Genomic DNA, 25,149 nt, shown 5'->3' on the forward strand with positions numbered 1-25,149 from the left:
GGGCCGCAGCACCCTCCCCGGCAGTAGCCGGGAAGTCGGCCCCCGGTGCGACGTATCGCCCCCGGCCCGACGGGAGTCTGGACATGACCGGACACCCGTACGGAAGGGGGGCCTCCCATGAGGGCCGCAGCACAGGACGAGGACGAGCGGACACGGCCACGCAGCAGGTGGCGGATGCTGCCCTGGGCGGTCGTCGCACTCTGGGTCGCCGTGATCGCCGTTGCCGGCCCGCTGGCCGGCAAGCTCGGGGACGTACAGGTCAACCGTGCCGTCGACTATCTGCCGGCGAGCGCCGACTCCACCCAGGTGGCGGAGATCCAGGACACGCTGCCCGGCGGCGAGTCGACCGACCTCGTCCTCGTCTACCACCGCGACGGCGGACTGACCGCCGCCGACCGGGCCACGGCCGCCCGGCAGACCGCCGAGGTCGCGGGCGCCCACACCCTCACCGCACCGCCGCGAGCCGTGCCCTCCTCGGACGGCACCACCCTGATGTACCCGGTCTCCACGACCGAGCCCGGCCAGGACGACGAGGCGCGGACCGCGTTCGTCGACGACGTGCGCGAGACCGTGAAGGGCGACGGCGGACTGGGCGTCGAGGTCGGCGGGCCCGGGGCGCTGAACGTCGACGCGCAGAAGGTGTACGGCTCGCTCGGCGGACCGCTGCTCTACACGACCGTCGCCGTCGTCGCGATCCTGCTGATCCTCATCTACCGCAGCCCGCTGCTGTGGCTGGTGCCGCTCGTCGTCGCGGGCGTCGCCGACGCCCTGTCGATGGCGGTCGTTTACGGCCTCAACCGCGGCTTCGACGTCACCGTCACCGGCCAGAGCTCCGCCGTGATGACCATCCTCGTCTTCGGCGCGGGCACCGACTACGCGCTCCTGCTCGTCTCCCGCTACCGCGAGGAACTCACCCGCGTCGCCCGGCCGCACGAGGCGATGGCGGCGGCGCTGCGCGGCTGCGGTCCCGCCGTCGTCGCCTCCTCCGCCACCGTCGCGGCGGGCCTCCTGTGCCTCCTGGCGGCCGATCTCACCAGCAGCCGCGGTATGGGACCCATCGCCGCCGTCGGGGTGCTGTGCGCGCTCCTGGCGATGCTGACGCTGCTTCCCGCCGTCCTGGTGCTCCTGGGCCGCCGGGTGTTCTGGCCGCTCGTTCCCGTGTACGGCTCCGAGCCGAAGAAGCGTCGCTCGCTCTTCGCCGCCATGGGCGGCTCGGCCGGACGCCGGCCCGTCGCGGTCCTCGTGACCGGCGGGGTACTGCTCGGCGCGCTGTCGCTCGGGGCGTTCAACCTGCCCGGCGACCTCAAGCAGGAGGACTCCTTCACCAGCAAGCCGGACTCGGTCGCCGCCATGGCGACCCTCGCCGACGCCTACCCCGGCCGCTCCAGCCAGCCGATCACCGTGCTCGCCCCCACCGACCGGGCCGGCGCCGCGCTGGCGAAGGCCCGTACGACCGAGGGCGTCGCCTCCGCCGAACGCGGACGCAGCGGCGGCGGCTGGACCGAACTGTCCGTCGTCGCCGAGGACCGGCCCGAGTCCGCGGGGGAGCGGGACACCATCCACGCCCTGCGCGAGGGCCTGGACGGCAGCCATGTCGGCGGGCCCGGCGCCCAGCAGATGGACCTGGAGACGGCCAGCTCCCGGGACCTGGGGATCGTCGTCCCGCTCGTCCTGCTCTCCGTCCTGCTGATCCTGATCGTCCTGCTCCGCAGCCTCGTCGCCCCGCTGCTGCTCGTCGCCGCGGTCGTCGCGGTCTGGGGCGCCGCGCTCGGCATCGGCGGACTGCTCTTCGAACCGGTCCTCGGGCTCAAGGGCACCGACCCCGGGCTGCCGCTGCTCACCTTCGTCTTCCTGGTGGCCCTCGGCGTCGACTACGGCATCTTCCTGATGCACCGGGTCCGCGAGGAGGCCCGGCGCGGCGCCGAACCCACCGAGGCAGCGCTCACCGCCCTGCGCACCACCGGCGGCGTGATCGCCTCGGCGGGACTGGTCCTCGCCGCCACCTTCGCGGTCCTGACGAACATGCCGCTGACCTCCCTGGTCGAGATGGGCTTCGTCATCGCCGTGGGCGTCCTGCTCGACACCTTCCTGGTCCGCACCTACCTGGTGACCTCGGCGAGCGTGGCCCTGCAGAGGAGGATGTGGTGGCCCGGCGCGCTCAGCCGGACCCCCGCCGCACCGGCCTCCCGGGAACCGGAACTCGTCGGGACGCCCTGACAGTGCCCCGCCCCGTACCGGAGGATGGCGGCGTGTCCACCACCGCACGCCGCCGCGACCGCATCCTGGCCGTCGTCAACCGCGACCCGATGCAGGCGCCGCACAAGACGCGCACCGACGCCCTCGTAGCCGTGGGCGCCGGTGCGCTCTCCGCCGCCCTCGCCCTGTTCGCCGACGACGCCGTCGCGCCCGACGCGCTCGGCTGGCTCCTGCTGATGGCCAGCGCCGCACCGCTCGTGTGGCGGCGACGGAACCCCGTCCTCGTGCTGCTCGCCATGGTCCCGCTGCTGATGCTCTACCACGGCCTCGACAACGCCCATACGGCTCCGATGCCGCAGACCTGGATCGTGCTCTACACCGTGGCCGTGACCGGACGCCCGCTGCGCACGCTGCTCACCGGCATCGGCGTGACCTCCGTGATGGTGACGGTGGTGCTGAGCATCGACGCCCATCAGGGGCTCGAACTGCTGCGCATCTCCGGGTGGATCATCGCCATCCTGTTCTGCGGGGTCGACGTACGCGTCTACCGCCAGTACGTCGCCTCGGTGCTGGAGCGCGCTGAACGCGCCGAACAGACCCGCGAGGAGGAGGCCCGGCGCCGGGTCGCCGAGGAACGGCTGCGGATCGCCCGCGACCTGCACGACCTGCTGGCCCACAGCATCACCCTCATCGGCGTGCAGACCTCGGTCGCCTCGCACATCCTGACCGTCGACCCGGAACGGCTGGACCGCCAAGCGATCGCGGCCTCGCTGGACGACATCGCGGACACCTGCCGCGAAGCCAGGGCGGAACTCCGGACCACCCTCCAGGTGCTGCGCGACACCGGGCAGGGCGACGGGCGGGACGACCGGCAGGGCTGCCGGCGCGACGCAGACGGCCCGCTGCCCGATCTGGCCGCCCTGCCCGGCCTCGTACGGGCCGCCGAGGCGGCCGGGGCCCGGGTCGACCTCCAGGTGCGGGTACCCGACGGCCGCCTCGCCCCGGCGACCGGAGCGGCCGCGTACCGCATCGTGCAGGAGTCCCTGACGAACGCGGTACGGCACGCGGGCCCCGGCGTCCGCATCGTCGTCGCCGTCGCGCCCGCCGGCACGGGCGGCCTGCGGGTCACGGTCACCGACGACGGCACCGGCCCGGTGGACGACGGCTCCGCGCCCGGCTTCGGCATCCTCGGGATGCGGGAGAGGGCCCGCAGCACGGGCGGCACCCTGGACGCCGGACCCCGCCCCGGCGGCGGCTTCGAGGTCTCCGCGCTGCTGCCGTTCCGGAAACCGGGCGAGGACCGGCCCAACGCGTCCGCGCCGTTCCGGAAACAGGGCGAGGACCGGCCCGGCGCATCGCCGCACCTGACCCAGGCAACGGAGACCGCCTCATGATCCGCGTACTGCTCGCCGACGACCAGACCCTCGTCCGGGCGGCGTTCGCGATGCTCGTCGGCTCCGACCCCGGCATGGAGGTCGTGGGAGAGGCCGCCACCGGTCTCGAAGCCGTCGCGCTCGCCCGCTCCGCCCGCGCCGACCTCGTCGTGATGGACATCAGGATGCCCGAACTCGACGGCATCGAGGCGACCCGCCGCATCGCCGCCGACGAGGACCTGGCCGGAGTGAAGGTCCTGGTCCTGACCACGTACGACACCGACGACCACATCCTCGACGCGCTGCGCGCCGGTGCCTCCGGCTTCCTGGTCAAGGACACCCGGCCCGCCGACCTGCTCGCCGCGATCAGGACGGTGGCCGCGGGCGAGGCCCTGCTCTCGCCCGGCCCGACCGCCCGGCTGATCGCCCGGGTCCTCAGCGCACCGCAGCCCCCGACCGGAGCAGGGCCGGGCGGCCCCGCGATGCTCTCCGACCGGGAACGCCAGGTCCTCGCCCTCGTCGCACGCGGCCTCAACAACACCGAGATCGCCGAGGCCCTCGGCCTCAGCCCGCTCACCGCCAAGACCCACGTCAGCCGGATCATGGGCAAGCTGGCCGCCCGGGACCGGGCCCAGCTGGTGATCGTCGCCTACGAATCCGGGCTCGTCGTGCCCGCCGGCGGCAGCGCGGAGGTGAACTGACCGGACCGGGTTGCGGGGCCGGGCCCGCCGGGCCACCCGCGTACCGGACAATGGAGCCATGAGCTTGTTCCGGGACGACGGCGTGGTGCTCCGCACGCAGAAGCTGGGCGAGGCCGACCGGATCATCACGATCCTGACCCGCGGCCACGGCCGGGTACGGGCCGTCGCGCGCGGCGTACGGCGCACGAAGTCGAAGTTCGGGGCCAGGCTGGAGCCGTTCTCCCACGTGGACGTGCAGTTCTTCGCCCGTGGCAGCGAGCTGGTCGGGCGCGGACTGCCGCTCTGTACCCAGAGCGAGACCATCGCCCCGTACGGCGGCGGGATCGTCACCGACTACGGGCGCTACACCGCCGGCACCGCGATGCTGGAGACCGCCGAACGCTTCACGGACCACGAGGGCGAGCCCGCGGTCCAGCAGTACCTGCTGCTGGTGGGCGGCCTGCGCACCCTGTCCCGCGCGGAGCACGAGCCGAACCTCATCCTCGACGCCTTCCTGCTGCGCTCCCTCGCGGTCAACGGCTACGCCCCCAGCTTCGTCGACTGCGCCCGGTGCGGAATGCCCGGTCCGAACCGGTTCTTCTCCGTCGCGGCGGGCGGCGTCATCTGCGGCGACTGCCGGGTACCCGGCAGCGTCGTACCCTCGGCGGAGGCCGTCACCCTGCTGAGCGCACTGCTCTCCGGCGACTGGGAGACGGCGGACGCGTGCGAGGCGCGTCATGTCAGGGAGGGGAGCGGGCTGGTGTCCGCCTATCTGCACTGGCATCTGGAGCGCGGCCTGCGTTCGCTGCGGTACGTGGAAAAGTAGACACAGGGAGACGGAAAAGCTCATGGCAGTACGCGGAATCCTCGGCGGCCGCAACCGGCGGGACTACAAGACCCCGGAGCCGCACCCGTCCGGTGCCGTGCCCCCGAAGATCCCCGGCGAGCTGGTGCCCAAGCACGTCGCCGTCGTCATGGACGGCAACGGCCGCTGGGCCAAGGAGCGGGGCCTGCCGCGCACCGAGGGCCACAAGGTCGGCGAGGGCGTCGTCATGGACGTGCTCAAGGGCTGCATCGAGATGGGCGTCAAGAACCTCTCGCTGTACGCCTTCTCCACCGAGAACTGGAAGCGGTCCCCGGAGGAGGTGAAGTTCCTCATGAACTTCAACCGGGACGTCATCCGCCGCCGCCGTGACGAGATGGACGAACTCGGCATCCGGATCCGCTGGGTCGGCCGCATGCCGAAGCTGTGGAAGTCCGTCGTCCAGGAGCTCCAGGTCGCCCAGGAGCAGACCAAGGACAACGACAGGATGACGCTGTACTTCTGTGTCAACTACGGAGGCCGGGCCGAGATCGCGGACGCCGCGCAGCGGATCGCCCAGGACGTGGCGGCCGGGAGGCTCGACCCGTCGAAGGTCAACGAGAAGACCTTCGCGAAGTACATCTACTACCCGGACATGCCGGACGTCGACCTCTTCGTCCGCCCCAGCGGCGAACAGCGCACGTCCAACTACCTGATCTGGCAGAGCGCGTACGCCGAGATGGTCTTCCAGGACGTGCTGTGGCCGGACTTCGACCGCCGCGACCTGTGGCGCGCCTGTCTGGAGTTCGCCCAGCGCGACCGGCGCTTCGGCGGTGCGGTGGAAGCGGCACAGAAAGCGGAACCCACGGCCTGAGCCGTTGTCGGTACCATCACGGCTCTTCACACTTCAGGGGGGGCCATGAGTGAGCAGCAGGAGGCCGCGCACGGTGCGGTCGAGCTGAGCTACGACCCGGAGCTGCGGGACTACACGGCGGCGCTCCGCGTGCGCGACCGGGTCGGCGTGGCGGGCCGGCGGCAGCGGAAGCTGGTGGGGGCCGCGACGGGGTGTCTCGTCGTGGCCACCGCGCTGTCCCTGGCGAGAGGCGCCGACGTGCCGGCGCCGCTGCCGGTGGCGTTGCTGCTCTGCGGCTCGGTGCTGTTCCTGAGCCCGTGGCTGATGGCGCGCCAGCTGTTCCGGTTCGTGCGGCGGCAGGGGGAGTTCCGGGTGCGGGTCGACGAGTCCGGCGTCGGCGTCGACACGCGCAACTCCAGCACGGTCATCCGGTGGCAGGCGCAGCCGCGGTACGTGGAGACGGCGGATCTCTTCGTGATGCTCAGCGACGACAAGAACGCCACCGCGCTGACCGTGATAGCCAAGCGCGGCGCCCGGGCCGCGTCCGACGTGGACCGCCTGCGCGAGATCTTCGACCGGCACCTGACAAAGGTCTGACGCCCCGGAGACCGGCACGTCCCGGCCGCTGCGGCGAGGGACGGAGCCGGGGCGTCACTTCTCGGCGTTCGCGCACTCCACGCACGTACCGAAGACCTCGACCGTGTGCGCCACGTTCACGAAGCCGTGCTGCGCCGCGATGGTCTCGGCCCACGTCTCCACCGCCGGGCCCTCGACCTCGACGGCCTTGCCGCACATCCGGCACACCAGATGGTGGTGGTGGTCGCCGGTCGAGCACCGGCGGTAGACGGACTCGCCCTCGGTGGTGCGCAGCACATCGACCTCGCCCGCGTCCGCGAGGGACTGCAGGGTGCGGTAGACCGTGGTCAGCCCCACCGAGTCACCGCGGTGCTTGAGCACGTCGTGCAGGTCCTGGGCGCTGCGGAACTCGTCCACCTCGTCGAGCGCAGCGGCCACCGCTGCCCGCTGCCGGGTCGACCGGCCGCGTACCGGTGCAGCGTTCGTTCCACTGATCGGCGCCGTCGCCACAGGAGCCTCCTCGTGTCGCCCGTACGTGTGTCGGGCCATTGTGCCAGTCCGCACCGGCGGCGGGGTCAGGCCGACCGCACAGGTGCGTCGTCCGCGGCCGGGCGGGTGGCCGGTACTTCCAGGGTGCACCGCTCGTCCGCCGTTTCGCGCCGTCGGGCGCGGATCCGGGCCAGCGGGGCGGCGAGCAGGGTCAGGGCGATGAACACCCCGATGGCCAGCAGCACGATCGTCGCGCCGGGCGGGACGTCCTGGTAGTACGACGTGATGGTGCCGGCCAGCGTCACCGCGACCCCGGTGACGACCGAGAGCACGAACGTCACCTTGAACGAGCGGGTGATCTGCTGCGCGGCGGCGACCGGGACCACCATCAGGGCGCTGACCAGCAGCAGCCCGACGACCCGCATCGCGACGGTGACGGTGACGGCGGCGGTGACCGCGATCAGCAGGTTCAGCACGCGCACCGGGAGGCCGGTGACCCGGGCGAACTCCTCGTCCTGGCTGACGGCGAACAGCTGCCGCCGCAGCCCCACCGTCACCAGCAGCACGAACGCGGCCAGCAGGGCGATCGCGGTGATGTCCTCGGAGGAGACCGTGGACAGCGAGCCGAACAGGTACGAGGTGAGGTTGGCGTTGGAGCCGGTGTCGGAGAGGTTGATCAGCAGGACACCGCCCGCCATGCCGCCGTAGAAGAGCATCGCCAGGGCGATGTCGCCGCGGGTGCGTCCGTACCAGCGGATCAGTTCCATCGTGACCGCGCCGACGACGGCGACGGCCGTGGCCATCCAGACGGGGCTGGTGGAGAGCAGGAAGCCGAGGCCGACGCCGGTCATCGCGATGTGGCCGATGCCGTCGCCCATCAGGGCCTGCCGGCGCTGCACCAGGTAGATGCCGACGGCGGGGGCGATGACGCCGACCAGCACGGCGGCGATCAGTGCCCGCTGCATGAAGGGAGGGGTGAGGAATTCCATGATCAGCTCAGCAGTCCCGTCCGGACGGGCTCGGAGGCCGCGTGGGGGTGTACGTGGTCGTGGCCGGGCAGGGCGTGCTGCCCGAGGGCCTTCGGGGGTGGGCCGTCGTGCATCACGCAGCCGTCGCGCAGGACGACCGCCCGGTCGATCAGGGGCTCCAGCGGGCCGAGCTCGTGCAGGACGAGCAGCACGGTGGTGCCGAGCGCGACCTGCTCGCGCAGGGTCTCGGCGAGGATCTCCTGGCTGGCCAGGTCGACGCCGGCCATCGGCTCGTCCATGATCAGCAGCTCGGGTTCGGAGGCGAGCGCGCGGGCGATCAGTACGCGCTGGTGCTGACCGCCGGAGAGGGCGTCCACGGAGTCCCTGGCGCGGTCGGCGAGGCCGACGAGCGCGATGGCGCGGTCGACGGCGGCCCGGTCGGCCCTGCGCGGCAGCCCCAGCCGGGTGCGCGAGAGCCGCCCGGAGGAGACGACCTCGCGGATCGTGGCGGGCACCCCGCCGGCCGCCGTGGTCCGCTGCGGTACGTAACCGACCCGGGCCCAGTCACGGAAACGGCGCAGCGGCGTGCCGAAGAGCTCGACGGTGCCGCCGGTGAGCGGGACCTGGCCGATGACGGAGCGTACGGCGGTCGACTTTCCGGAACCGTTGGCACCGAGCAGGGCGACGACCTCGCCGCGGCGCACGGTCAGGTCGATGCCGCGCAGCACGGGGCGTGCGCCGAGGGTGGCCGTGGCGTCGCGCACGACGATCACGGGGGCGGGCGTGGTGCTCACTGTGGTGCTCTGGGGCTCGGGCATGAGCGCCTCCGGTGCTGCTGTGCGGTTCGGGCCGACCGGGTCTGCGGGGTCTGCGCGGTCTGAGGGGTCTGCGGGGTCGCTCACTTCGCGCCGAGCGCCTTCTGCAGGGCGGCGAGGTTGGACTCCATGACCTCGATGTAGTCATCGCCCTTGGACTTGCCGGTGATTCCCTCCAGCGGGTCCAGGACGTCGGTCTTCAGGCCGGTGTCCCGGGCGACGGTCTTCGCCGTCTTGTCACTGGCGAGCGTCTCGAAGAAGACGGTGGTGACCTTCTTCTCCTGGGCGATCGCGTGCAGGGCGCTGATCCGGGCGGGGCTGGGCTCGGCCTCGGGGTCGATGCCGGCGATGCCCTCCTGGGTGAGGCCGTAGCGCTCGGCCAGGTACCCGAAGGCGGAGTGGGTGGTGATGAACGTCTTCGTCGCGGTGTTCTTCAGCCCCTTCTCGTACGCGGCATCGAGCGCGCCGAGCTCGGTGACCAGGGCGGTGGTGTTCTTGCGGTAGTCCGCGGCGTGGTCCGGGTCGGTCTTCTCCAGGGAGGCCCCCACCCCCTTGGCGACCTGGGCGTACTTCACCGGGTCCAGCCAGATGTGCGGGTCGGCGCCGGCCTCCTCGCCCTCGTGCTCGTGGGCGTGCTCCTCGCCGCCGACCTCGGCGCCGTGGTCCTCCAGCGTGGTGAGCGTCGCGGCGTCGACGGTGTGCTCGGACTCGGAGAGCTTGATCGCGTCGTCGACGGCGGGCTGGAGGCCCTTGAGGTAGAGGATGTAGTCCGCGTCGCTCAGGCCGCCGACCTCCCGCGGGCTGAGCTCCAGGTCGTGCGGCTCCACGCCCGGCTTGGTCAGGGTGGAGACGGAGACGTGGTTCCCGCCGATCTGCTCGGCCAGGAACTGCATCGGGTAGAAGGACGCCACCACGTTCAGCTTGTCGCCGCTCCTGCGGTCGGCGGCGTCGGAGGTGGAGCAGGCGGAGAGGGCGGTGAGGCCGAGGACGACTGCTCCGGCGACGGCGGTCGTGGGTATGAGGCGGCGTACGTTCATGACAGTCATTTTCAACAAAAGTGGAAACGATTGTCAACAAGGCCGATGAGATGCCCCGGGACGGGCCGCTCGGCGGACCGGTCCGATACCGATTTGATCGAAGGGGCGTGCCCGCCGGTAATCTGAGGCATCCGCGCACCCGTCTCCCGACCACCACCCCCCACCGAGGCGCTTCGCGTCAGCCCTGTCCAGTTCCGTCGTCGTAATGAAGAGAGCACCGTGGCCGCCGACAAGATCGACACCATCGTCAGCCTGAGCAAGCGCCGTGGCTTCGTCTACCCCTGCAGTGAGATCTACGGTGGCCAGAAGGCCGCCTGGGACTACGGGCCGCTGGGTGTCGAGCTCAAGGAGAACCTCAAGCGCCAGTGGTGGCGCTACATGGTCACCTCGCGCGAGGACGTGGTCGGACTCGACTCGTCGGTCATCCTGGCGCCCGAGGTGTGGGTGGCCTCCGGTCACGTCGCCACGTTCTCCGACCCGCTGACCGAGTGCACCTCCTGCCACAAGCGCTACCGCGCGGACCACCTGGAGGAGGCGTACGAGGAGAAGCACGGCAAGCCGCCCGTCAACGGCCTCGCCGACCTCAACTGCCCCAACTGCGGCAACAAGGGCACCTTCACGGAGCCCAAGCAGTTCTCCGGCCTGCTCTCCACGCACCTCGGCCCGACCCAGGACTCCGGCTCGGTGGCCTACCTGCGCCCCGAGACCGCCCAGGGCATCTTCACCAACTTCGGCCAGGTGCAGCAGACTTCCCGTAAGAAGCCGCCGTTCGGCATCGCGCAGATGGGCAAGTCCTTCCGGAACGAGATCACTCCGGGCAACTTCATCTTCCGCACCCGCGAGTTCGAGCAGATGGAGATGGAGTTCTTCGTCAAGCCGGGCGAGGACGAGCAGTGGCAGGAGTACTGGATGCAGCAGCGCTGGAACTGGTACACCGGCCTCGGCATGCGCGAGGAGAACATGCGGTGGTTCGAGCACCCCGCGGAGAAGCTCTCGCACTACTCCAAGCGCACCGCTGACATCGAGTACCGCTTCCGCTTCGGCGGCAGCGAGTGGGGCGAGCTGGAGGGCGTCGCCAACCGCACGGACTACGACCTCAAGGCGCACTCCAAGGCGTCCGGCACCGACCTGCAGTTCTACGACCAGGAGGCCGGCGAGCGCTGGACCCCCTACGTCATCGAGCCCGCGGCCGGTGTCGGCCGCGCGATGCTGGCCTTCCTCCTGGACGCCTACGTCGAGGACGAGGCGCCCAACGCCAAGGGCGTCATGGAGAAGCGCACCGTGATGCGCCTCGACCCGCGCCTGGCGCCGGTCAAGGTCGCGGTCCTGCCGCTGTCCCGCAACCCGCAGCTCTCGCCGAAGGCCAAGGGCCTCGCGGCCGACCTGCGGCAGAACTGGAACATCGAGTTCGACGACGCCGGCGCCATCGGCCGCCGCTACCGTCGCCAGGACGAGATCGGCACGCCGTTCTGCGTCACCGTCGACTTCGACACCCTCGACGACAACGCGGTGACCGTGCGCGAGCGCGACACCATGAAGCAGGAGCGCGTCTCGCTGGACCAGATCCAGGCGTACCTCGGCGCCCGTCTGCTCGGCTGCTGACACCTCGCACCCGCTTCACCCGCTGGACGAAGCCCCCGGTTCCCCGTACGGAACCGGGGGCTTCGTGCAGACTGGGCACACTCGCCCTCAGGAGGCTCGGATGCCGTCCATGACCACGAGCAAGGTCAGCAGATGGGACCAGCACGGCCGTGAACACGTCGTTCACGTGCGGAAGTCGGGAGTGCAGCGGCAGCTGAGCTGTGACACCTGCGACTGGCGCCGGCGGGTGCAGTTCCTGCCCTGGCTCAAGGCCGAGGAACACCTCGCCGAGGCCCACCAGGCGACGGTCGACCCGACGGCGACGTAGGGGACCGCGTCCGGTGCGGAGAAAAGGCGGTGCCGCGGCCGATGGGGCCGGGTACCTTTGCCGCATGTCTTCGTTCTTCCAGATCTACGAGTGAGAGTGCGGCGGGTCCGACCACCCGCCGCCCACCGGACCGATCCAGGGTCTTCTCAGACCTCACTTTCACCACGAATGGGAGAACCCCGTGGCCAAGAGCCGTAACAACCTTCTCGGCGTCGGCGGACAGCGCAAGAAGGTGTCCCGCGCCGAGCAGCAGGGCGCCGGCCCCGAGCGCAACGCCGACCGGAAGTCGGCCGCCGAGCAGAAGGCGGAGCTGCTGCGCAAGATGCGCGAGCGCACCGCCGGTACCGAGGCGGAGCCGTCGGACGCCGCCGCACCCGCCGGGCAGGACGCCCCGGAACAGGACGCGCCCGCCCAGAGCTGACGCCTCCTTCGCGGAGGGCGGTTCGCCTCACCCGTACGACCGTGGGCCCGGAACACCTGAGGTGTTCCGGGCCCACGCCCGTACCGGCGTCCCGCTCTCATGCCACCGTGCGCGGCAGCCGCAGGCTCAGCAGCGCCGTCAGGGCGACCGCCGCCAGCTGGACCAGCAGGGTCACGATCAGCGCGTCCCGCATGCCCGAGCCCGGCGCCAGTGCCAGGAACAGCGAACCGAGCGTCGCCACGCCCAGCGCCAGCGCCGCCTGCTGGGTCGTCGTCATGACGCCGCCGCCCACCCCGGCCCGCTCCGGCGGCACGTCCGACAGGACGATGCGGAACAGGACGGGCAGTTGGAGGCCCTGGCCGAAGCCGGCGACCGCCAGCCCCGGCATCAGGCCGAGCAGCCCCAGGCCCGACCACTCGCGCCACACCGTGAGGGCGAGCACGACGACGCCCACCGCCTGGATCAGCCCGCCGGCCGTCACCACGCGGCTGCCGTAGCGCCGTACCAGCCGCGGACCGGCCAGCGAGGCCGCGAAGAAGGCCACCGCCATCGGGGCCATCGACAGTCCCGACTCCGCCGGGCCCAGCCTCAGCCCCTGCTGGAGTGCGACGGCGATGACGAACATGAACCCGCCGAAGCCGATCGAGAACGGCACCACCAGCGCCAGCCCGCGCCGCAGCGAATCGAGCCGCAACAGGCTCGGCGGGATCAGCGGGACCAGTCCGCGCCGGTCCGCCCGCCGCTCCACCCGGTAGAAGGCGACGGCGGCGAACGGGAACAGCGCCAGCGAGACCCAGGTCCACAGCGGCCAGCCCGCCGCCCGCCCCTCGGTGAGCGGGGCCAGCAGCGTCACCAGTGACACGGCGAGCAGCAGCGTGCCCGGTACGTCGACGGGCGCCGGGCGCTCCGATCGCGTCTCCGGGACCGCGCGGGCCGCCAGGATCAGCCCGACGGCCGCCACCGGAACGTTGACCAGGAACACCGAGCGCCAGCCCGCGCTCCCGCCGAACACCGACGACAGCGGCGCGGCGGCGACGAGCACCCCGCCCAGGATCTGGCCCGCGACCATGGAGAGCCCGGCCGTGGCCCCGTACAGGCTCATCGCCCGGGCCCGCCGGTGGCCCGAGGTGGCCGCCTGGATGGTGGCGAGCACCTGCGGCAGCATCAGCGCCGCCGCGGCGCCCTGGGCCACCCGCGCCCCGACCAGCGTCCAGGCGTTCGGCGCCAGTCCGCAGGCCAGTGAGGTGAGCCCGAACGCGGCCATGCCCAGCAGGAAGAGCCGGCGCCGGCCGGCCATGTCGCCGAGCCGGCCGCCGAGGACGAGCAGGACGGCGTACGAGAGCCCGTACCCGGCGACGACCAGTTCCAGCAGCGCGGGACCCGCGGCGAGGTCGTGGTCGATGGTGGGCAGGGCGACGTTGACGATGAAGAAGTCGATCAGAGGAAGGGCCGCACCCAGCAGCACGGTGAACAGCCCCAACGCGCCGAGCACCGGGGCGGGGTGGTCGTGCCGCACCACGGGGGCGGCGGTGGCGTATGTCTTCGGCCGTACAGAGGATTCACTCACGACACCGACGATCGCTCTTCCCTGAGCCTGGTACCAGAGTGTCTTTATCCTGGTACCAGAAGCACCTGCCATGGCTTCGGCCGGTCCCGCATGCTGGAGGAATGACGACGATGGTGACGGCAGCCCGCAGGGGCCCGGAAGCGCCGCGGAATCCGGCGGCCGATGTCCCGGACGCGACGGGGACCGAGACCGAGATCCGGCGGCACGAGCTCGCGGACTTCCTGCGCAGCCGTCGGGAGCGGATCACCCCCGAGCAGGTAGGGCTGGTCCGGGGCGGCCGCAGGCGCACCCCGGGGCTGCGCCGAGAGGAGGTCGCCCAGCTCTCCGCCGTCGGCGTCACCTGGTACACCTGGCTCGAACAGGCGCGCGACATCCAGGTCTCGCCCCAGGTCCTCGACGCGCTCGCCCGCGCCCTGCTGCTGGATCGCAGCGAGCGCACCCATCTGTTCTCCCTCGCGGGAGCGGTGGACCCGGCGCCCGACACCGAGTGCCCGAGCATCACCCCGGCGCTGCGCACCCTGCTGCGGCAGCTGGAGCCGATCCCCGCCTGCGTGCAGAACAGCCGGTACGACGTCCTCGCCCACAACCGCACCTACGGCCGGATGCTGTGCGACATGGACGCCGTCGCCGTCGCGGACCGCAACGTCATGCTGCTGGCCTTCACGAACGAGGAGTGGCGGACCTCCGTCATGGACGTGGCCGCGGTGACCCGTCTCATGACCGCGAAATTCCGTGCGTCGATGGCCGGACACCTCGCCGAGCCCGCCTGGAAGGCGTTGCTCAAGCGGCTGGAGACGGCATCACCGGAATTCCGGGAGGCCTGGGCGCGACACGAGGTCCTCGGCCCCGGACCCCGGTCCAAGATCTTCCGCAACGCCCACGTGGGGCTGCTGCGCCTGGAGACCACCGACCTCTGGCTCGGCCCGTCGTCCGGACCGAGGCTCGTCACCTACGCACCACGCGACGAGGAGACCCGCGAGCGGCTGGAGCGGCTTCAGGCCCTCGTGGTCGAGGCCGAGGGCCGGCCCGCGGGCGCGTGAGTGGGGGGAGCGGCCTCAGGTCCTGGTGCTCGACCCCGAGGACCGACCCGCGGGCGCACCGGACGAGGCCGCGACCGCAGGTTCCTCCAGCCGTTCCGCGGTCCGGCGGGCGGTGCCCCGGGCCCAGCGCCCGCTGCTCACCGTGCCGACCAGCAGGACGCACACCCCGCAGCCGGTGATGATCCACCAGGCGGTCCTGCTCGCCGCGACGAAGTCGCCCGCCGCCCCGGTGCCGTACGAGGATCCGGCGTCGGCCACCCCTGCCGCGAGGACCGCGCCGATCACGGCGACGCCCAGCGTCTGGCCGATCTGGCGGCTGGTCGAGGCGACCGCCGCGGCGACGCCCGCCTGGGAGCGGGGCATGCCGGAGACGGCGGTGTTGGTGATGGGCGCGTTCACGGCGCCGAAGCCCAGGCCGAACAGCACATAGGCGGTGAACATCGAGGCTGTGCCGGTCTCCGCGTCGAACGCCGCGAACATCAGCCCGCTCGCCGCGATCGCGACGCCCGCGACCAGCAGCGGGATGCGCGGTCCGCGGCTGGCGACGAGCCGGCCCGAGAGCGGTGACAGGACACAGACCACGGCCGCCATCGGCAGCATGTAGAGGCCGGCGTCGAGTGCGCTGAGCCCCCGTACGTCCTGCAGATAGAGGGTGTTGAGGAAGAGGAAGCCACCGAGGGCGGCGAAGGCGCTGACCGCGATGACGGTGGCCCCGCTGAAGGGGACGCTGCGGAAGAAGCGCAGATCGATCAGCGGGTCGGTGCGCCGGGGCTCGTACAGCAGCAGGCCGGCCAGGGAGGCCGCCGCGAGGGCGGCGAAGAACAGGATCTCCACCGAGGTCCAGCCCTTCTGCGGCGCCTCAATGATCGCGTACGTCAGCGAGCCCAGCAGCGTGATCACCAGCAGCTGGCCCACCGGATCCGGGCGGCGCGCCTTCGGGGCGCGGGACTCCGGGACGTACCGCGAGGTCAGCAGCAGTGCGGCGATGCCGATCGGCAGGTTGACCCAGAAGATCGACCGCCAGCCGACCGAATCGACCAGGAGGCCGCCGACCACCGGTCCCGCCGCCATGGAGATGCCGACGACAGCGCCCCAGACACCGATCGCCCGGGCGCGTTCGCGGGGGTCGGTGAAGGTGTTGGTGATGATCGACATCGCCACCGGGTTGAGCATGGAGCCACCGACGGCCTGCACCATCCGGAACGCGATCAGCGTCTCCAGGCTGGGCGCCAGCGAGCAGAGCGCCGAGCCCACGGTGAACAGGACGAGCCCGGCCATGAAGACCTTGCGTCTGCCGATCCGGTCGGCGGTGGAACCCGCGAGCATCAGCAGGGAGGCAAGGACGAGCGTGTACGCGTCGATCGTCCACTGCATCCCTGCGACGCTCGCGTCCAGGTCATGGCGCATGGCGGGCAGGGCGACGTTCAGGACGGTGTTGTCGAGGCTGACGATCAGGAGGCTCATGCAGCAGATCGCCAGTACGAGCATCCGCCGCCGGTGGCTGAGCTCAGGCATGCATGGATAGTACGGCTAACTAACGACCTCCGCTGCCAGGGCCTCGGCCGCCAGGGCCACCAGCGGATGGTCCCCGGCCGCTCCCGCGTCCCCGTCCGGCTTGGTCGTCAGCACGGCCAGCACGACCGGGGTCCCGTCCGGTGTCCAGGCGATGCCCACGTCGTTGCAGCTGCCGTACGAGCCGCCGCCGGTCTTGTCCGCCACCGTCCATTCCGGCGGCAGCCCGGCCCGGAAACGCGTCCCGCTCGTCCGGCAGTTCAGCAGCCAGCCGGTCAGCCGCTCGCGGTCGCGGAATTCCAATGCGTCCCCGAGCACGAGCCGGGCGTAGTCGCGCGCGATGGCGGCCGGGGTGGTGGTGTCCCTGCGCCGCCCGGGTTCGGCCGAATTGAGGTCGGGCTCCCAGCGGTCGAGGCGCGTCACCGCATCACCGATCGAGCGGCTGAAACGGGTCACCGCACGCGGGCCGCCGAGCTCGCGCAGCAGCAGGTTGGCCGCGGTGTTGTCGCTGTCGCAGACCGCCGCTTCGCAGAGCCGCTCGATGGTCAGCCCGCTCGCGAGGCATTCCGGGGTGTCCGTGACCGCGGAATCGGAGACGCAGTCCTCCTTCGTGTAGCGGACGAGCCGGCCGAGCACCTCGCCGTCCCGGTCCAGATCCCGCAGCACGGCCGCCGCGGCGAGCGTCTTGAACGTGGAGAGCACGGGAAACCGCTCATCGGCCCGGTGGCGGACGGCGGCCCCGGTGGCCAGGTTGTACGCGAACGCGCCGACCCGGGCGCCGTGGACGCGCTCCAGCTCGCGCAGCCGGGCGGTGGCGGAGCCGGGCGCCCGGGTCCGCGTGGCGGCCCGGGAGGGGCCGGCGGCGGCGAGCAGCGCTCCGGCCGCGCCCGCGGTGCCCAGGGAGAGCAGGGCGCGGCGGGTGGGGACCGCTCCGGCCGACCCGGCCGTGGACGCGGGCGGGCCTAAGCGGCGGGTGGGATTCATGGTCATCGTGTCCCTCGTTCACTGGTTCCGTAACAACACCCTCACGCTACGTGTCCGCACTGACAGCGGGTCCGCGCCACCCGGCCGCCCGGGCCGCCGGAGCAGTTCCCGGCGTACGCGACAATGGGGGAATGACCACGCTCGCCCCCTCGCCCCAGCTGCTCCGCATCGGCCCGCACACCGTGCAGCCGCCGGTGGTCCTGGCCCCCATGGCCGGCATCACCAACGCCCCCTTCCGCACCCTGTGCCGGGAGTTCTCGGGCGGCAAGGGGCTGTTCGTCAGCGAGATGATCACGACGCGGGCGCTGGTCGAGCGCAACGAGAAGACCATGCAGCTCATCCGCTTCGACGCGACCGAGACCCCGCGCTCGATCCAGCTGTACGGAGTGGACCCGGTCACGGTCGGCAAGGCCGTCCGCATGATCGTCGACGAGGACCTCGCCGACCACATCGACCTGAACTTCGGCTGCCCGGTCCCCAAGGTGACCCGCAAGGGCGGCGGCTCGGCGCTCCCGTACAAGCGGCCGCTGCTGCGCGCGATCCTCAACCAGGCCGTCTCCCACGCGGGCGACCTGCCGGTCACCATCAAGATGCGCAAGGGTATCGACGACGACCACATCACCTTCCTCGACGCCGGCCGGATCGCCGTCGAGGAAGGCGTCACGGCCGTCGCCCTGCACGGCAGGACGGCCGCCCAGCACTACGGCGGCACCGCCGACTGGGACGCCATCGCCCGGCTCAAGGAGCACGTCCCCGAGATCCCCGTCCTCGGCAACGGCGACATCTGGTGCGCGGACGACGCGCTGCGGATGATGCGCGAGACCGGCTGCGACGGCGTGGTCGTGGGCCGCGGCTGCCTGGGCCGCCCCTGGCTCTTCGGCGACCTGGTGAGCGCGTTCGAGGGCACGGAGACCCGGCAGGCGCCCTCCCTGCGCACCGTCGCGGACGTGATGCTGCGGCACGCGACGCTGCTGGGGGAGTGGATCGGCGACGAGGCACGCGGTGTGATCGACTTCCGCAAGCACGTGGCCTGGTACCTGAAGGGCTTCGCGGTCGGCTCCGAGATGCGCAAGAAGCTGGCGATCACCTCGTCGCTGGAGGAGCTCGGCTCGCAGCTGCAGGAACTGGAGCTGGACCAGCCCTGGCCGGACGGCGCCGACGGCCCGCGGGGGCGTACCTCGGGCAACAACCGGGTCGTGCTCCCGGACGGCTGGCTGAAGGACCCGTACGACTGCTCGGGCGTCAGCGCGGACGCGGAACTGGACACGTCGGGCGGCTGAGATCCGCCCCGCGGGCGGAGTGACACCTCGTGGGGGTGGTGGGGCACCGGGTGCCCCACCACCCCCACTGCTCATTTGAGCGTTGGATCGGGCGGGAATCGAAGAGATCAGGCCGGATCCGTCGGCCGGGGGTGTCTCATGGGTCACTTTCGTCGCGCTTGCGTGGCGTCGAGTGACCGAGAGATCACCCAGGGCTTCCATGGGGGCGTCCGCATGGTGACATCTGAGCGGCATCCCCGGCGTGATCCTCGCCACGCCTGATGGGTGCATCGCTCAGATGAGCGACTTTGCGAGGGTTGCACTTCTCAAATGATGGCACTGGGTGCCAGGGGGCTCTACTTTGATCGATCGACCCTTCTTTCACGCAGCGTGGCGGAAGGGGGTGAAAACAGTCTCCGTGCGTGCTCATTCATTCAAGAAGTGAATGACTTCGCTCGATCGGGCTAGAGGGTGCTCCACTTTCGATCTGCTGGCGGACGGGTGGTTGAGGCCGCACGACGCGCAAGCGCACGTACCCAGACACCTTCGATCTGGGTATGTTCCTCGCCGTCAGGGCAGCCACCGCGTCGTCGAGGAGTCGAGACCCGTGTCGGAAAACGAAGACCTTCAGAAGTTCGTCTACGACTTCACCGAGGGCAACAAGGAACTGAAGGACCTTCTCGGCGGGAAGGGTGCCAACCTCGCCGAGATGACCAACCTCGGGCTTCCCGTCCCTCCGGGTTTCACCATCACCACCGAGGCCTGCAAGGTCTACCTCGACAGCGGCGACGAGCCGGCCGCGCTCCGCGACGAGGTGAGTGCGCACCTCGACGCGCTTGAGGCGCGGATGGGCAAGAAGCTCGGCCAGGCCGACGACCCGCTGCTGGTGTCCGTCCGCTCCGGTGCCAAGTTCTCGATGCCCGGCATGATGGACACGGTCCTCAACATCGGCCTCTCCGACGCCTCCGTCGTCGGCCTCGTCGCCCAGTCCGGCGACGAGCGGTTCGCGTGGGACTCCTACCGCCGCCTGATCCAGATGTTCGGCAAGACCGTCCTCGGGGTCGACGGCGACCTCTTCGAGGAGGCGCTGGAGGCCGCCAAGGAGGCCAAGGGCGTCACCGTCGACGTGGACCTCGACGCGGCCGACCTGAAGAAGCTGGTCAAGCAGTTCAAGAAGATCGTCACGCGGGACGCCGGGCGCGACTTCCCGCAGGACCCGCGGGAGCAGATGGACCTGGCCATAAAGGCGGTCTTCGACTCGTGGAACACCGACCGGGCGAAGCTCTACCGCCGCCAGGAGCGCATCCCGGGCGACCTCGGCACCGCGGTCAACGTCTGCTCCATGGTCTTCGGCAACCTCGGCCCGGACTCCGGCACCGGTGTCGCGTTCACCCGTGACCCGGCCAGCGGCCACCAGGGCGTGTACGGCGACTACCTGCAGAACGCGCAGGGCGAGGACGTCGTCGCGGGCATCCGCAACACCGTGCCGCTCGCCGAGCTGGAGTCCATCGACAAGAAGTCGTACGACCAGCTGATGCAGATCATGGAGACGCTGGAGACCCACTACAAGGACCTCTGCGACATCGAGTTCACCATCGAGCGCGGCCAGCTGTGGATGCTCCAGACCCGGGTCGGCAAGCGCACCGCCGGTGCCGCGTTCCGGATCGCCACCCAGCTCGTCGACCAGGGGCTCATCGACGAGGCCGAGGCGCTCCAGCGCGTCAACGGCGCGCAGTTGGCTCAGCTGATGTTCCCGCGCTTCGACGACGAGGCGAAAACCGAGCGACTGGGGCGCGGCATCGCCGCGTCGCCGGGCGCGGCGGTCGGCAAGGCCGTCTTCGACTCGTACACCGCGGTCAAGTGGTCCCGCTCCGGCGAGAAGGTCATCCTCATCCGCCGTGAGACCAACCCGGACGACCTCGACGGCATGATCGCCGCCGAGGGCATCCTGACCTCGCGCGGCGGCAAGACCTCGCACGCGGCCGTCGTCGCCCGCGGCATGGGCAAGACCTGCGTCTGCGGCGCCGAGGACCTGGAGGTCGACACCAAGCGCCGCCGCATGACGGTGGGCGGGCGGATCATCGAGGAGGGCGACGTCGTCTCCATCGACGGCTCGACCGGCAAGGTGTACCTCGGTGAGGTACCCGTCGTACCGTCTCCGGTCGTCGAGTACTTCGAGGGCCGGATGCACGCGGGCGCCGACGACGCCGACGAGCTGGTCGCCGCCGTGCACCGGATCATGGCGTACGCGGACCGGGTGCGCCGGCTGCGGGTGCGGGCCAACGCGGACAACGCGGAGGACGCCCTGCGGGCCCGTCGCTTCGGCGCCCAGGGCATCGGGCTGTGCCGCACCGAGCACATGTTCCTCGGTGAGCGCCGCGAGATGGTCGAGAAGCTGATCCTGGCCGACACCGACCAGGAGCGGGAGACGGCCCTGGAGCAGCTGCTGCCGCTCCAGAAGGCCGACTTCATCGAGCTCTTCGAGGCGATGGACGGACTGCCCGTCACCGTACGGCTGCTGGACCCGCCGCTGCACGAGTTCCTGCCCGACATCACGGAGCTCTCGGTCCGGGTGGCGCTCGCGGAGTCCCGCAAGGACGCCAACGAGAACGATCTGCGCCTGCTGCAGGCCGTGCACAAGCTGCACGAGCAGAACCCGATGCTCGGTCTGCGCGGGGTCCGGCTCGGTCTGGTCATCCCCGGTCTGTTCGCCATGCAGGTGCGGGCGATCGCCGAGGCCGCCGCCGAGCGCAAGAACGCCAAGGGTGACCCGCGCCCGGAGATCATGATCCCGCTCGTCGGTACGGTCCAGGAGCTGGAGATCGTCCGCGAGGAGGCCGACCGGGTCATCGCCGAGGTCCAGGCCGCCACGGGCACGAACCTCAAGCTGAAGATCGGCACGATGATCGAGCTGCCGCGTGCCGCGCTCACCGCGGGTCAGATCGCCGAGGCCGCGGAGTTCTTCTCCTTCGGCACCAACGACCTGACGCAGACGGTGTGGGGCTTCTCCCGCGACGACGTGGAGGCCTCGTTCTTCACCGCGTACCTGGAGAAGGGCATCTTCGGGGTGTCGCCGTTCGAGACGATCGACAAGGACGGCGTGGGATCGCTGGTACGCAGCGCGGTCGCGGCCGGCAAGGCCACCCGCCCCGACCTGAAGCTCGGCGTCTGCGGCGAGCACGGCGGTGACCCCGAATCGGTGCACTTCTTCCACGAGGTGGGCCTGGACTACGTCTCCTGCTCCCCCTTCCGTATTCCGGTGGCCCGTCTGGAGGCGGGCCGGGCGGCTGCGGAGTCGCGCGGCAGCGACAGCCGCTGAGGCGGCGGAGCCACTGATTCCGCGGCCCGCCGCAGGACCGGACGACCCTCATCGGTCGGGCGGCGGCCGCGGAATTCCCTGAGGCGGCGGCACCCTGTGCGGGGGTGCCGCCGCCTTGTCATGCGCGCGCTCCCGTGAATGTGAGCGCTTTCTGCAATGCCCGCGTCACTTCATTGCTTCGTTTAATGCGCAAAGAGATGGGTCGGAACGGGACCGGGGTGCGGTCCATGGATCCCCACCCATGGACCGCACCCGGCTTACCCCCGTCGAGTGCGGAGCCGCACCGTCGCCAACCGCCGCCGAACGAGCAAAACCCCCCACGGCCTTCACTCGCTCTTCCGGTGGCTTCGGAATCGCACCCGACGTCGTACAGCCTTTCGGGTGACGGTGGGTCGGGGCGAGACGTTTCACCTCTGGCCGAAACCCCGTGGTGACGGGTAGTAACTCTTCGCATACTCTGGCGCGGGGGCAATTGCAGGTGCAAGGGGTGGGGGTTCGGTGCTGCGTATCCATGTCTCCGGGTGGGACCTTTCCAAGGTGCGGATGGCCACCGGGCCGGACGCGTTATGGGAGACCATTCTCAGCTTTCACCGGCTGAGGGACCGGCGGGCTTCCACGGTGTTCGGGAAATGGCGCTCGGAAGCGCGACCGCGGTTGAATGGTGAAGTACGTTTGCTGTCCGCCGTGGTTCCACCGCGCGGCTATTTCCCGGACTTCCTGACGCCTTCTCGGGAAGGCGCCGAACCGATGGACTTCACCACCGGAATGGAGGCCCTGCGCGACACCCCGCCCGAGCGGCTGCGGGCCGAACTGGCGGTCCTGGGCGCCCAGGCGGCGGCCGGCGGCCGCGGTGCGGCCCGGCAGGCGGTCCGGCCCGTGGCACTGGACGCGCTGGGCGAGGGCCGGGCGGAGCCCCTGGGCCGGCTCATCGGCGTGCTGCGCGCCTACCACCGGGCCGCCGTCGAGCCGTACTGGCCGCACATCCAGGCCAGCGTCGAGGCCGACCGTGCTCTCCGCGGCCGCGCACTCCTGGACGGCGGCGCCGAAGAGCTGCTCGCCTCGCTCCCGCCGGTGATCCGCTGGCGGGCACCCGTACTGGAGGCGGACTACCCGGTCGACCGGGAACTCCACCTGGACGGCCGCGGCCTGCTCCTCCAGCCGTCGTTCTTCTGTCGCGGCACCCCGGTCGTCTACCGTGACCCGCTGCTGCCGCCGGTGCTCGTCTACCCCGTCACCCATGCCGCAGCCCCGGTCTTCGCCGAACCGGGCCCCTGGCTCGGCCGGCTGCTCGGGAACACCCGCTCGACGGTCCTGCGGGTCATAGGCGACGGCTGCACGACCAGTGAACTCGCCCGCCGGGCCGGAGTGTCCCTCGCCTCGGCCAGCCAGCACGCCTGTGTGCTGCGCGAGGCGGGCCTGGTCCACACCCTGCGCCACGGCAGCTCGGTCCTGCACACGCTCACCCCGCTGGGCGGCTCGCTGCTGCGGGGCGGCGCGCCGGTCGCCGTCTCCTGAGCCTGCCCCGCCTCCGGCCTCCCGTGCGGCGGGGGAGGTTTTCCGTCCGGCGCCGCGCGGGAAGGATTTTTCGTCCGGCGCCGATGAGTTCCCGGCGGACCCGGCGTCTACCTGTCGTAGAGCGGTTCGGAAACAGCGCACGGGAAACAGCCCGAGAGAGCGAGACGGCCATGCCTCAGATGATCTTCGTGAACCTGCCGGTCAAGGACCTGGAGACGACCAAGGGGTTCTTCGGCAAGCTGGGTTACTCCTTCAACCCCCAGTTCAGCGACGAGCACACCGCCTGTCTCGTCATCAGCGACACGATCTTCGCCATGCTCCTGGAGGAGCCGCGCTTCAAGGACTTCACCAAGAAGGAGATCACGGACGCCTCGACGCACACCGAGGTGATCCTGGCGCTGAGCGCCGAGAGCCGCGAGAAGGTGGACGAGCTGGCGGACACCGCGCTCGCCTCCGGCGGATCGCCCGCCAACGAGACCCAGGACCTCGGCTTCATGTACGGCCGCTCCTTCCAGGACCCGGACCACCACATCTGGGAGGTCATCTGGATGGACCCGGCGGCCGTCGAGGCCGGTGGCCAGCCCGCCTGATGGCCGGGGAGACAGCCGCGCGGCGCCGGTACGGGCACCGCGCGGCCGGAGTCCTGTGGCTCAGCCGCGGAACGGCCCCGTGACCTCGTACGTGATGCCGCCGGAGGAGCTTCCGCTCGTCCCGCGCTGCGAGGAGAAGTAGAGCCGGGTGCCGTCCGGGGAGAACGCCGGGCCGGTGATCTCCGAGCCGGACTGGCCGCTGATCCGCAGGAACGGGGCGACGGTGTCGTCCGGGGTGATCAGGCAGATCTCCATGTTCCCGCCGTCCTCGGCGACGTACAGGTCACCCGACGCGGACCGGGTGACGTTGTCGACGCCCGTCAGCGGGGCGCCGCCGCCGGTGACCAGGGAGTCGTCGTAGGCGAGCGAGATGGCGGCCGTGTTCGCGTCGTACGCCCAGACCCGGTTGTCGCCCTTCGTGGTGAACCAGCACGTGCCCGCCGCGTAGAAGCAGCCCTCGCCGCCGTTGAACACCTTCGCGCCGGAGACCTGGTAGCGGGTCTGGGTGGGCGAGCCGTCCGGGTCGGGGACCGTCGCCCAGGTCACCGGGCCGGAGGTGCCGGTGCCCGCCACCAGGACCTGGAGGGTGCCGGAGGACAGGTTGCCCCAGGTGGTGGGGCGGAAGCGGTAGAAGCGGCCGTCCGTCTCGTCCTCGGTGAGGTAGATGTACCCGTGGTCCGGGTCGGCCGCCGCGGCCTCGTGCTTGAAGCGGCCCAGCGCCGGGCGCTGCACGGCGGCGTTCACGCCCCAGGGGTCCGTCTCGTAGACGAACCCGCGGGTGACCTCCTCGCAGGACAGCCAGGTGTTCCACGGGGTGCGCCCGCCCGCGCAGTTGTTGTTGGTGCCGGACAGGATCCGGGAGGCGGAGGTGACGGTTCCGGAGGAGTTGAAGCGCACCGCGCTCGCCCCGCCGCCGCTGCCGGAGGAGACCTCGGCGTTGGAGACGTAGATCCAGCCGCTGCCGTCGGCGAACGTGGCGCCCCCGTCGGGCGCGCTGTGCCAGGCGTACGAGGTACCGGGGACGGTCTGCCCCGAGCGGGCGATGATTCTGCTGCTGAAGCCGCTCGGCAGCAGGATGCCGTTGCCGTTGGCGGCCTGCAGCGCGCCGTACGGGCCGGTGGCCGGCTGGGCGGGTCCGGCGAAGGCGGCACCCCGCCACAGGGTGCCGCCGAAGGCCGCCGCCGAGCCGCCGATCACCGCTGTGCGCAAGAAGGTCCGACGTTCCACGATCACTCCACGGGTGA

At 71.3% G+C, this 25,149-nt stretch carries 22 protein-coding genes; 14 read left to right on the forward strand and 8 right to left on the reverse strand.

The genetic code is table 11. The features are described 5' to 3' along the window. Positions 1–117: 117 nt before the first annotated feature. From OG959_RS26565 to OG959_RS26590, 6 genes are all read left to right on the forward strand, one after another. Positions 118–2,217, forward strand: a complete 2,100-nt coding sequence (locus OG959_RS26565; RefSeq protein WP_326662393.1) for an MMPL family transporter — start codon at positions 118–120, stop codon at positions 2,215–2,217. An 89-nt stretch (positions 2,218–2,306) separates the two neighbouring features. After that, positions 2,307–3,590, forward strand: coding sequence for a sensor histidine kinase (locus OG959_RS26570; RefSeq protein WP_326666622.1), 1,284 nt, complete (start codon positions 2,307–2,309; stop codon positions 3,588–3,590). Continuing rightward, positions 3,587–4,270, forward strand: a complete 684-nt coding sequence (locus tag OG959_RS26575; protein WP_326662395.1) for a response regulator transcription factor — start codon at positions 3,587–3,589, stop codon at positions 4,268–4,270. Before OG959_RS26570 ends, OG959_RS26575 begins: the two co-directional genes overlap by 4 nt. Positions 4,271–4,328: 58 nt before the next feature. Next, a complete protein-coding gene (recO, locus tag OG959_RS26580) occupies positions 4,329–5,075 on the forward strand; it encodes a DNA repair protein RecO (RefSeq protein ID WP_326662397.1) in 747 nt (248 codons plus the stop codon). Between the two features lie 22 nt (positions 5,076–5,097). Next, a complete protein-coding gene (locus OG959_RS26585) occupies positions 5,098–5,925 on the forward strand; it encodes an isoprenyl transferase (RefSeq protein WP_326662399.1) in 828 nt (275 codons plus the stop codon). Positions 5,926–5,970: 45 nt separating this feature from the next. Then, positions 5,971–6,501, forward strand: a complete 531-nt coding sequence (locus tag OG959_RS26590) for a hypothetical protein (RefSeq protein ID WP_326662401.1) — start codon at positions 5,971–5,973, stop codon at positions 6,499–6,501. Between the two features lie 54 nt (positions 6,502–6,555). Here the strand turns inward: OG959_RS26590 and OG959_RS26595 are convergent, their stop codons facing one another. The 4 genes from OG959_RS26595 to OG959_RS26610 form a co-directional block, all read right to left on the reverse strand. Next, positions 6,556–6,990 (reverse strand): Fur family transcriptional regulator, encoded by a 435-nt coding sequence (locus OG959_RS26595; RefSeq protein ID WP_326662403.1) that lies wholly within the window; start codon positions 6,988–6,990, stop codon positions 6,556–6,558. A 65-nt stretch (positions 6,991–7,055) separates the two neighbouring features. Then, the gene (locus tag OG959_RS26600) at positions 7,056–7,958 is read right to left on the reverse strand and encodes a metal ABC transporter permease (RefSeq protein ID WP_326662404.1); all 903 of its coding nucleotides are present in this window, start codon (positions 7,956–7,958) and stop codon (positions 7,056–7,058) included. Between the two features lie 2 nt (positions 7,959–7,960). Next, a complete protein-coding gene (locus tag OG959_RS26605; RefSeq protein WP_326662406.1) occupies positions 7,961–8,755 on the reverse strand; it encodes a metal ABC transporter ATP-binding protein in 795 nt (264 codons plus the stop codon). An 80-nt stretch (positions 8,756–8,835) separates the two neighbouring features. After that, on the reverse strand, positions 8,836–9,789 hold the full coding sequence (locus OG959_RS26610; RefSeq protein WP_326662408.1) for a metal ABC transporter substrate-binding protein: 954 nt from the start codon (positions 9,787–9,789) through the stop codon (positions 8,836–8,838). Between the two features lie 219 nt (positions 9,790–10,008). Between OG959_RS26610 and OG959_RS26615 the strand changes: the two genes are divergently transcribed. The 3 genes from OG959_RS26615 (at position 10,009) to OG959_RS26625 (ending at position 12,119) form a co-directional block, all read left to right on the forward strand. After that, the gene (locus OG959_RS26615; RefSeq protein WP_148018602.1) at positions 10,009–11,391 is read left to right on the forward strand and encodes a glycine--tRNA ligase; all 1,383 of its coding nucleotides are present in this window, start codon (positions 10,009–10,011) and stop codon (positions 11,389–11,391) included. 100 nt (positions 11,392–11,491) lie between these two features. Continuing rightward, entirely contained in the window at positions 11,492–11,698 is a 207-nt protein-coding gene (locus OG959_RS26620; RefSeq protein ID WP_148018601.1) for a hypothetical protein, read from the forward strand. A 181-nt stretch (positions 11,699–11,879) separates the two neighbouring features. Next, positions 11,880–12,119: a DUF6243 family protein gene (locus OG959_RS26625; protein ID WP_326662411.1), complete on the forward strand. Its 240-nt coding sequence runs from the start codon at positions 11,880–11,882 to the stop codon at positions 12,117–12,119. Between the two features lie 97 nt (positions 12,120–12,216). Here OG959_RS26625 and OG959_RS26630 read toward each other — a convergent pair whose 3' ends face one another. Continuing rightward, positions 12,217–13,686 carry an MFS transporter gene (locus tag OG959_RS26630; RefSeq protein ID WP_442805632.1) on the reverse strand — a complete coding sequence of 490 codons (1,470 nt, stop codon included), beginning with the start codon at positions 13,684–13,686 and terminating at the stop codon, positions 12,217–12,219. Positions 13,687–13,787: 101 nt separating this feature from the next. On the opposite strand from OG959_RS26630, the gene OG959_RS26635 reads away from it, so the two are divergent. Next, positions 13,788–14,726 carry a helix-turn-helix transcriptional regulator gene (locus OG959_RS26635; RefSeq protein ID WP_326662413.1) on the forward strand — a complete coding sequence of 313 codons (939 nt, stop codon included), beginning with the start codon at positions 13,788–13,790 and terminating at the stop codon, positions 14,724–14,726. A 15-nt stretch (positions 14,727–14,741) separates the two neighbouring features. On the opposite strand, the gene OG959_RS26640 is transcribed toward OG959_RS26635, so the two are convergent. Together OG959_RS26640 and bla are read right to left on the reverse strand one after the other, a co-directional pair. Continuing rightward, positions 14,742–16,241 (reverse strand): MFS transporter, encoded by a 1,500-nt coding sequence (locus OG959_RS26640; RefSeq protein WP_326662415.1) that lies wholly within the window; start codon positions 16,239–16,241, stop codon positions 14,742–14,744. A 15-nt stretch (positions 16,242–16,256) separates the two neighbouring features. Continuing rightward, positions 16,257–17,222 (reverse strand): class A beta-lactamase, encoded by a 966-nt coding sequence (gene bla, locus OG959_RS26645; protein WP_326666626.1) that lies wholly within the window; start codon positions 17,220–17,222, stop codon positions 16,257–16,259. 131 nt (positions 17,223–17,353) lie between these two features. On the opposite strand from bla, the gene dusB reads away from it, so the two are divergent. From dusB to OG959_RS26665, 4 genes are all read left to right on the forward strand, one after another. Beyond that, positions 17,354–18,502 carry a tRNA dihydrouridine synthase DusB gene (gene dusB, locus OG959_RS26650; RefSeq protein ID WP_326662416.1) on the forward strand — a complete coding sequence of 383 codons (1,149 nt, stop codon included), beginning with the start codon at positions 17,354–17,356 and terminating at the stop codon, positions 18,500–18,502. A gap of 586 nt (positions 18,503–19,088) precedes the next feature. Continuing rightward, the gene (gene ppdK / locus OG959_RS26655) at positions 19,089–21,800 is read left to right on the forward strand and encodes a pyruvate, phosphate dikinase (protein WP_326662418.1); all 2,712 of its coding nucleotides are present in this window, start codon (positions 19,089–19,091) and stop codon (positions 21,798–21,800) included. 498 nt (positions 21,801–22,298) lie between these two features. Continuing rightward, positions 22,299–23,315 carry an ArsR/SmtB family transcription factor gene (locus OG959_RS26660; protein ID WP_326662420.1) on the forward strand — a complete coding sequence of 339 codons (1,017 nt, stop codon included), beginning with the start codon at positions 22,299–22,301 and terminating at the stop codon, positions 23,313–23,315. A 170-nt stretch (positions 23,316–23,485) separates the two neighbouring features. Beyond that, positions 23,486–23,905 (forward strand): VOC family protein, encoded by a 420-nt coding sequence (locus tag OG959_RS26665; protein WP_219571188.1) that lies wholly within the window; start codon positions 23,486–23,488, stop codon positions 23,903–23,905. Between the two features lie 60 nt (positions 23,906–23,965). On the opposite strand, the gene OG959_RS26670 is transcribed toward OG959_RS26665, so the two are convergent. Beyond that, entirely contained in the window at positions 23,966–25,132 is a 1,167-nt protein-coding gene (locus tag OG959_RS26670) for an alkaline phosphatase PhoX (RefSeq protein ID WP_326662424.1), read from the reverse strand. Positions 25,133–25,149: the final 17 nt, after the last annotated feature.

This window comes from Streptomyces sp. NBC_00385 (assembly GCF_035917155.1).
GTDB lineage: Bacteria > Actinomycetota > Actinomycetes > Streptomycetales > Streptomycetaceae > Streptomyces > Streptomyces poriferorum.